The sequence below is a fragment of the Candidatus Saccharimonadales bacterium genome, assembly GCA_035317825.1.
In the GTDB taxonomy this organism is placed as follows: Bacteria; Patescibacteriota; Saccharimonadia; order Saccharimonadales; family Saccharimonadaceae; genus DATHGB01.
Window position 1 is genome coordinate 1 of sequence record DATHGB010000006.1, and the last position, 8174, is coordinate 8174.

An 8174-nucleotide genomic window follows, 5' to 3' on the forward strand; every position below is an offset into this window, starting at 1 on the left:
TAGTCATTGCTACGGATAATATGGATACATTTAGAAATTGGACAATACCGAGACTAAAGCTCGAAACGCTATTTGACGGTATACTCGTGTCGGATACAAATAGGGCGTTAAAGACTGATTTACATAACAATGGAACAAGTACGTTCTTTGCTCGCTATCTATCTCAAAGCGGAGTAAGACCAGAGGAGACTGTTTTAATAGATGATAACCTTGATACGAAGATTGTCGAACAGTTGGGAATGAATTTTTTACATGTTAATGAGTCCCGGCCATTAATGATTCATCTAAGCCATATTCTTAAGAATATGAACTAAAGTTATGAAATGCATCCGCCGGGCTGCCAAGCATAAGCAGTAATAAAGACTCCTTCCGAAGTGGTAAATGACATCATTGGAAGTCATTTTGTTATACTCAGTACATGACACAAGTTACTTTCATCACCGGCAATCAAAACTAGGCTGATTATTTGGCTAAATTCCTTGGTATTCCTGTAGATCATCAGAAAGTCGATCTGGACGAATTACAATCCCTGGATTTACGAACAATTGTTGACCATAAAGTACGCCAGGCATGCATTCAAGTACGCTACTGAATGCTCCAAGCATAGTTCTCACCCCCTGGTGAAAGTTGTGGTCAGTAGTTACGGAAGTATACCACAATAGGACTATAGATTCAATATTTTGTCAAATAAATTTTATAGTCATAGGAGTAGTGCAACACAGGATTAAGGCCTATTACGCCGTAATCGCCCAAACGCTCGCGATACTTTCCGGGGGTGGTGGTTCGGGTTCTAACGCGACCATCACAGCTACTGCGTTGCTACTTGAAGTTACACTTCCATTGGCTGCTGTATGAGTACCTGCCGTACCGGGCAAATAATATGCTCCACCACCACAGTCGAAGTCAATCACCTCAGTAAAGCTCGTTGGCGGCGTATGGGTACCTCCTGAGTCATTGTATCCGCTCCATACGAGGCCCGGCGCAAAACTAGTCGTCAGCTGCACGCTTCCGAACGTACCAGCAGTACCCGTCCATGAAGCAAAATTAGAACCGATAGGGTTGCCGGTCGACTTAACGCCCGTCAAGCAAAAACAATGCGCATGCGACCACATCGATCCTGACCATGAAAATGTATAGTTGCCCACATCAGCGCCAGTCAGTCGCTTCCAGAACACATTGACTTTTGCATCGCCGATAATAACCTGCGAACCAGCACTAGTAAAGCCTGAGGGCGCGGTAATTGCCGGGTTGGTACTTTCCCAACGGGTTAGTACGGCAACGACAACATCGCCAGCAGATGCTCCCGAAGGAACAGTCGGTGAACGAGATGAAGCGTTAACGTCATTGCCCGTATTTGACGAAGATCGAAAACCAATAGCCATATAGGGTTTAGTATACCAAATCCGTATAACGAAATCTCTAAGATAAGTGCTTTTTGTTATTATAGAGGTATGAGTAGTCATAAAAAACATGCAGAACTCATCAAAACCCATGCAAGCAAAAGGTTACGTTTGAATTTGCGCATTTTATCCGTGGTTTATGTCATCCTTTTTTTGATAACATTGTATGATTTGATCATTGCACGGACAATATTTTCACAGGTACTTATTGCCATGATAATAGGGCTGGTTGCAGGTATCGTTTCGGCAAGGATGTATAAAATTACATGGGATAGTGATGAAGCGGAAGTGGTTGGACGCATCGACGCTTACGGTGTCGTCGTACTAGTATTGTTTATACTTTTTGAATTGAACAGAAACCGAATAGCCGAGCTATTCGCTGGTGGCGCGTCACTAGGATCAATCGGATTCGTTTTAATAACAAGTGCGCTTTTTGGACGTATTTTTGGCACTGCAAGAAGCATCCTTCGTGTTCTTAATGACGAAAAGATTATCTAGTTTTCACAAAGTACCAGATAGTCAGCAATTTACGGTATTCTTAAGTTTTTCCAATTTGATCAAAAGGTTTCGTTGAAAAGACAGTTTCGAGAGAAACTCCAAAGTACTCGGCAATACGCAGTGCCAGCTGTAGGCTGGGATTAAATTCACCACGCTCTAAATACCCTACGGTCTGGTAGTGAATGTTCAGCGCATCTGCCATTTCGCGACGAGACACCTTGCGCTCTACACGCAGCATTGCTATGCGGTTATAGAGCGTTACGTCATTATCCATAGCTTGTGACTAATATCCTCTTTGCATTATTCGGTCACGTGTTGCCTGCATCTCGCTACCAGAAGTACGACGAGCCATTTTCCGAAGAACTCGCGGTACGATAATTAGGCCGACAATAGACCATGCTAATAATACAAGGATTGTTTCGGTGGTTCTCCAAGAACCTGTTAATTCCATTGCCGCTGCAGATTCAGGAGCTAACACTGAACGGGCACCTAGGCCAAGCCAATAAACAGGGAAGACTTGCGCAACGACTTGAATCCACCCAGCAAGCGCGGTAATCGGATAAAAGATACCAGACGCAGCCGTAAGAACAACGAGTGGTAACAATGTCATCCCCCAACCAGCACCGGAACTTTTGACGATTGCCCCAATAGTCGCTCCGAACGGAGCAGTGGCGAGGAGTCCCAGTACAAGCAGCCATGCCATAGTAAAGATGTCAGTAAAACTAATCGTATCTACAAGCCCTGGCACGATTAGTAAACTTGGGATAAGAAGTATCAATAGGTACATGACACTTGTTAGTATAATCATGACAACCCTAGCTATAAAATACGAACTTATACCCCGAGGCAGAGCTTTGGCTCGAAATAGCGTACCATCTTCTCGATCGAACGCCAGCTGGCTTGCAACATCATTAAAGCCGCTACTTGCGATCTGCACACCCAGTAAGCTAGGTAAGGTAAGAAGGGCCAGGGAAACACCGTTCAGTTCGACGCCGCGCTGAAACCACAAGACAGTAAGGAAGATGCCAAACATTATCACGATCCACACGAGACTTTGAGGATCTCTGAGCAGTATTTTATATTCTATCCATCCTCGTTCAACACCTAGGCGTATCGTGCTAAGCATGCCATTCATTATTTTTTCTCCTTTGCAATCTTTGCGTTTTCATGTTTCTGAACAATTGTCATATACGTATCTTCGAGACTTGCCCGGCGTATCTCTAATTTAGATATGCCGTCTTTGTGCTGTGTCAGAAGTTTCCGCGTATAATTCGTCGCGTCTGTCGTAGGATGTACGTTCCGCTTACCATCTTGTGTCCAGATTACTTCGGTCTTACCTGCAACTTCCTGAGCAAGCACATCAACGCTACCATCAGCAACAATCTTACCGCCGGCCAAAATAATGATTCGGTCACTCAGTTTTTCGGCTTCGTCAAGGTCGTGTGTCGTTAGTAGGATAGTTGTGCCTGCAAGATCAGAGAGCGTATGTATAACGTCATGAAACTCTCGTCGCGCTTTTGGATCAAAGCCGACTGTTGGCTCATCAAGGAAGAGAAGTTCCGGATTGCCCACAAGCCCTATTGCCACGTCTAACCGGCGCCGTTGTCCGCCAGAAAGTTGGCTTACTTTTTTATTGGCATGCGCGGCAAGACCTACCTTATCAAGCAGGTCATCCGTATCGAATGGCCGTTTGCGTTCTGGAGTGGAATAGGGGATATAGTATTTGCCCAGATGATTCAGCAAAGACCGGACTTCCCATTTTGAGTGATCTCGCCAAGATTGTAGCACAACGCCGATGCGAGATCGCCACTCTTCATCACCATTATCAGGATCGACGCCAAGTACTTTAATCTCACCACCCGAACGACCACGAAAACCTTCTAAGACTTCGATGGTAGTCGTCTTACCCGCGCCATTAGGGCCAAGCAGAACAAGAATTTCACCTTTGTTTATGGCAAAGTCCACCCCGTCTAGGACGACGTTATCACCATACCGCATTTGCAGATTCTTTACCTCAACCACCGTATTGTCTTTTGGCATAGGCCCTCGCTTTCATCGTTATATGTAATACCAGTATAGCACCTAACATACAGAATGTAGTATATATACTACATTCTGTTATTTTAATATGCTGGTTTGCACGTCTCGTAACTCAGTATTATAATGGAAGTATGCATTCGCAGCAGAATGAGTTGAGGAATGTAGAGGAGGAACTATGAAGCGCTTTGCAATAGCTATAGTCGTTGCACTAGGACTAACTGTTCTACTTCCCGTGCAAACCCAGGCCGCCTCAAGTACTTATGCGGCACTTGGTGATTCTGTAGCTGCAGGCTCAGGCCTAGCTGGCGCTAACACGATATGTAACCGCTCATCAGAAGCCTATCCTTACGCGGTTGCACGGCAAACAGGCCTATCACTCCAACACTATGCCTGTATTGGTGCAAAAGCAGACGAGGGAATCTACGATAGTCAAGAACGTGGTGCATCAAAACTTCCTGCTCAGCTTGATCAAGCGTTTGCGAACGGTGCACCCAGTCTTATCACGCTGACAATCGGCGCTAACGACGCGCGCTGGACGCAGTTCATAAAGCAGTGTTATTACTTCCGTTGCGGATACGGTGTTGATACGGCTCGCTTTAACGTCTATTTAATCGATTTGAAGCTAGAGTTAAATACTGTTTTGGCAAAAATTCACACGCTTAGTAATGGTAGTCCTCCCAAAGTAATCGTGACCGGATATTATGACCCGTTCTCCTCAAAATCCTGCACTGATACTTCCGGACTAACCCCTACGGAAACTTCGTGGTTGGAAAACCGCATAAACAAGCTTAACAGCGCTATTAGCGGAACTGTTTCTAAATATTCCTACGCAAAGTACGCACCCATAAGTTTTACAGGCCATGAACTATGTACGACCGACACATGGGTGCAAAACTCGGCTGGAGCAATGCCGTTTCATCCTACCGCAGCTGGCCAGCAAAAGATTGCCGAGGCAGTGATGTCCAAGTACACGACTTCGTCACAATCAAAAACCCCAACCTCATACCGAGAACGGGCACTAAATTGGTATGAGCGTTATATACGTTAAAGATACTGGCATAGTATAATTGATTCTTGTGATTACCGACCCACTTCAAATAATTTTATTGCTGCTTGCCGGTTTCATTGCTGGTGTTATTAACGCAGTTGCCGGCGGCGGCAAATTACTGGTTTTACCAGCGCTAATAGCGAGTGGCCTCCCACCGCTTACGGCAAATATCACCTCTAGTTTGGTGCTGTGGCCTGGTGCTGCGGGTGCAGCCTGGCAATATCTTGGGGAACTTAAAAAGATACCGCGTAAGTATTTCTTACTTTTAATTCCGAGTTTTGCCGGTGCGCTAGTTGGGACAATCGCTCTCCAACATACTTCAAACTCAATATTCGCACAACTAGTGCCATGGTTAATGCTTGTCGGAGTGTTATTTTTTACGTTTCAGCCATATCTAAATAAATACATCCGTCAGCCCCTAAGCAAACGTCCACACCTTTCCTTGGCAGTTATCGGAATACTCCTCTTGGTAGCATCCATCTACGGCGGGTACTTTGGAGCCGGGTTTGGGTTTGTCCTAATGGCGCTACTTGGGTTTACTAGTTTAAAAAGCGTGTATCAGTTTTCGGCGATTAAAAACATCGTCGGCGGAGGAATGGAACTTCTAGGAGTTATTTATTTCACAATTGTTGGTGGTATTGCATGGCAAATAGGTCTGGTTGCAATGGTTGGATGTATCATCGGTGGTGTTCTTGGTGCTCGTTTTGCCCTCAAGATACCTCAAGCCCATATCCGCACAATCATTACGATCGTGGGTATTATTCTGACAGCAGTCGTCTTCGTACAAGCCTACATGTCATCGTGATTGTTCAAATTCTACAGCCGCTTGTGGACCCCGACTACCTTTATCATACGTAAGGAGTGGGATACTGTCTTTCGACCATTCATGAATAACGTTTTCAATAATATGCCAAGAAGCAAGGGCTTCGTCGGCCGTCGTGAATAGCGTGCTGTCCCCACTAAACGCATCCATCAAAACACGTTCGTAAGCATCTGGATGACCCTCCGTACCTGCAAAGGAGGTATCATAGGAGAAATCCATGTGAACCGTTTTTATCTTATTTGAAAAGCCTGGTTCTTTTGCCTTTAGCTGCAAAGAAATGCCCGCTTGTGGCTGAATTCGCATGGTTAAAATATTATTTTGTGTCCTGTCGTCTTTATGTGAAAATACCACTGTAATATCAACGACATTCTGCTCCAAAGCCTTGCCCGTACGTAGGAGTATAGGTACATTGCGCCATCGTTCGGTATCGATATGGAGTTTTAGCGCAGCATATGTCTCGGTGAGTGAATCGGGGTTATCTACCTCATCAAGGTAGCCGTCGTATTGTCCTCGAAGTGCGAGTGTTTCTACGGCATCGGGTTTAATAGGCGTAATTGAACGAAGCAGTTTTAGTTTTTCTCGGTGAATCGCATCGCTGGTTAGATCGCCGGGCTGATCCATTGTCGTAAGAGCCAGTAGCTGCAGCAAATGTCCTTGAATAAAATCACGTAGTGCGCCCGTTTGCTCGTAAAAAGTACTCCGGCCTTCAATATCGATTTTCTCGGAAGCAGTAATCGTAATACTGCTAATACCCTTATTATCCCAGGCATGCTGAAATAGAGGGTTTTGAAAACGAAAAACAAGAATATTTTGAACCGTTTCTTTGGCCAGATAATGATCGATTCGATAAATTTGTTCTTCTTTAAAATACGTATGCAATTGTTCTATGAGCTCTTCGGCTGACGCAGTATCGTACCCGAAAGGCTTTTCGATCAATAGTCGGCTTAGCTGGCCATGCTGACACGCATGATTAAGGCCACCTTTGCCCAGTTGGTCAATGACCGGACTAAACACCTGGGAGGGAATTGCCAAATAGTACAACCGGCTCATACATAAGCCTACTTCGTTTTCAATTTCATCAAGACGTTTGCCGAGCGCAACATACGCGTCGGTATCTAGTAGATCCATCGAAACGATCTCGAGCGTACCTTTTAACAAATCAAGCGCTGCTTCATCAGCAACTGAATCTTTTTGAGTAATAGACTGACGGATATTCTCGATAACCGTATCCACGGTCGTTCCGCTTCGCGATACGCCAAGGATTTTTAATTTTGAAGGCAATAAACTTTGCGTTGCAAGATAATAAAGCGCTGGCAAAAGTTTACGTTTTGCCAGGTCGCCGGTAATACCGAAAATGACTAATGTTGCCGCATCTAATTTCTTTAGATCACTCATTTTTTATTAATCTCGTGGCCTCCAAAGCCATTACGAAGCGCGGCGAGTAGCTTGGTTGCAAAACTGGTTTCGCCCTTGGTTGATGCAATCCGCCGGTCAAACGACGCTTGCACGACAGGCATAGGGATCGCCTGCTCTTCGGCGATTTCAAGCGTCCAACGAGCCTCACCAGATTCTGCTACATATCCATCAATACCATCTAGATTCGCATTCGTCGTGAGTATTCCGGTAGCAAGTTCGTTCAGCTTACTGGATATGATGCTACCATGTTGCCAAACCTGACCAGCTTTGCCAAGGTCCAGGTCAGGATAGTCTTTGCCTTCCTTTAGCACCATATATCCTTCGGCGTACGCTTCCATAACACCATATTCGATTGCATTATGAACCATCTTTACATAGTGGCCCGCCCCGGCTGGTCCGAAGTAACCATAGCCATCAGGTTGCGCGAGTGTCTGGACGAGTGGTTCGATAGTAGCATACGTCGCTTGGTCTCCGCCTACCATCATGCAGTACCCGTTTTCAAGCCCCATAATACCACCGCTCGTTCCGACATCCATCAATGTGACGTTTTTTCCCAGGCAGCGGGCTGCCCGAGTACGGGTCAAACGAAAATCTGAATTTCCTCCGTCGATAATAATACTGCCGGCAGGCAATAGCTCTAATAGGGATGTAAGCTCATCATCAACCCGAGCTGCCGGAATCATCAACCAGATAACTATAGGTGAATCGAGTTTAGATACCATATCACTATGATTAGTAGCGACAACAGCTCCCTTTGCCGTTGCTGCATCAATATTCTCTTGATGATGATCGATGACGATCACATCATGGCCACCGCTAAGAAGACGCTGCACCATCGGTCCACCCATTTTACCAAGTCCTATAAATCCTATCTTCATATCTTTTCCTCCAGAATATCATTATATACATACGAATCTTTGACCGACTTTAAAATTTGAGCAGGCTGCTC

Annotated in this window: 11 protein-coding genes; 4 read left to right on the forward strand and 7 right to left on the reverse strand. The window is 45.3% G+C overall.

The window, feature by feature from the left end; all coding sequences use genetic code 11:
- On the forward strand, window positions 1–314 hold a 314-nt coding region (locus tag VK497_00460), incomplete at its 5' end, for a hypothetical protein (protein ID HMI08856.1).
- Window positions 315–470: 156 nt separating this feature from the next.
- Here VK497_00460 and VK497_00465 read toward each other — a convergent pair.
- Window positions 471–605, reverse strand: coding sequence for a hypothetical protein (locus tag VK497_00465; protein HMI08857.1), 135 nt, complete (start codon window positions 603–605; stop codon window positions 471–473).
- Window positions 606–734: 129 nt separating this feature from the next.
- Window positions 735–1382 (reverse strand): hypothetical protein, encoded by a 648-nt coding sequence (locus tag VK497_00470; protein HMI08858.1) that lies wholly within the window; start codon window positions 1380–1382, stop codon window positions 735–737.
- 69 nt (window positions 1383–1451) lie between these two features.
- Here VK497_00470 and VK497_00475 point away from each other — a divergent pair, with 69 nt between their 5' ends.
- A complete protein-coding gene (locus VK497_00475; GenBank protein ID HMI08859.1) occupies window positions 1452–1898 on the forward strand; it encodes a hypothetical protein in 447 nt (148 codons plus the stop codon).
- A 40-nt stretch (window positions 1899–1938) separates the two neighbouring features.
- Here VK497_00475 and VK497_00480 read toward each other — a convergent pair whose 3' ends face one another.
- From VK497_00480 to VK497_00490, 3 genes are read right to left on the reverse strand one after another with little or no spacing between them, the layout of a single operon-like run.
- A complete protein-coding gene (locus VK497_00480) occupies window positions 1939–2172 on the reverse strand; it encodes a helix-turn-helix transcriptional regulator (GenBank protein HMI08860.1) in 234 nt (77 codons plus the stop codon).
- A 9-nt stretch (window positions 2173–2181) separates the two neighbouring features.
- Window positions 2182–3033, reverse strand: a complete 852-nt coding sequence (locus VK497_00485; protein HMI08861.1) for an ABC transporter permease — start codon at window positions 3031–3033, stop codon at window positions 2182–2184.
- Entirely contained in the window at window positions 3033–3938 is a 906-nt protein-coding gene (locus tag VK497_00490) for an ABC transporter ATP-binding protein (protein ID HMI08862.1), read from the reverse strand. The genes VK497_00485 and VK497_00490 overlap by 1 nt, the downstream gene beginning before the upstream one ends.
- A 175-nt stretch (window positions 3939–4113) precedes the next feature.
- On the opposite strand from VK497_00490, the gene VK497_00495 reads away from it, so the two are divergent.
- On the forward strand, window positions 4114–4986 hold the full coding sequence (locus VK497_00495) for an SGNH/GDSL hydrolase family protein (protein ID HMI08863.1): 873 nt from the start codon (window positions 4114–4116) through the stop codon (window positions 4984–4986).
- Window positions 4987–5014: 28 nt separating this feature from the next.
- Window positions 5015–5791: a TSUP family transporter gene (locus VK497_00500; protein ID HMI08864.1), complete on the forward strand. Its 777-nt coding sequence runs from the start codon at window positions 5015–5017 to the stop codon at window positions 5789–5791.
- Here VK497_00500 and zwf read toward each other — a convergent pair.
- Together zwf and gnd are read right to left on the reverse strand one after the other, a co-directional pair.
- Window positions 5783–7204, reverse strand: coding sequence for a glucose-6-phosphate dehydrogenase (zwf, locus tag VK497_00505; GenBank protein HMI08865.1), 1422 nt, complete (start codon window positions 7202–7204; stop codon window positions 5783–5785). The genes VK497_00500 and zwf overlap by 9 nt on opposite strands.
- Window positions 7201–8103, reverse strand: a complete 903-nt coding sequence (gene gnd, locus VK497_00510; protein HMI08866.1) for a decarboxylating 6-phosphogluconate dehydrogenase — start codon at window positions 8101–8103, stop codon at window positions 7201–7203. Before gnd ends, zwf begins: the two co-directional genes overlap by 4 nt.
- Window positions 8104–8174 lie beyond the last annotated feature (71 nt).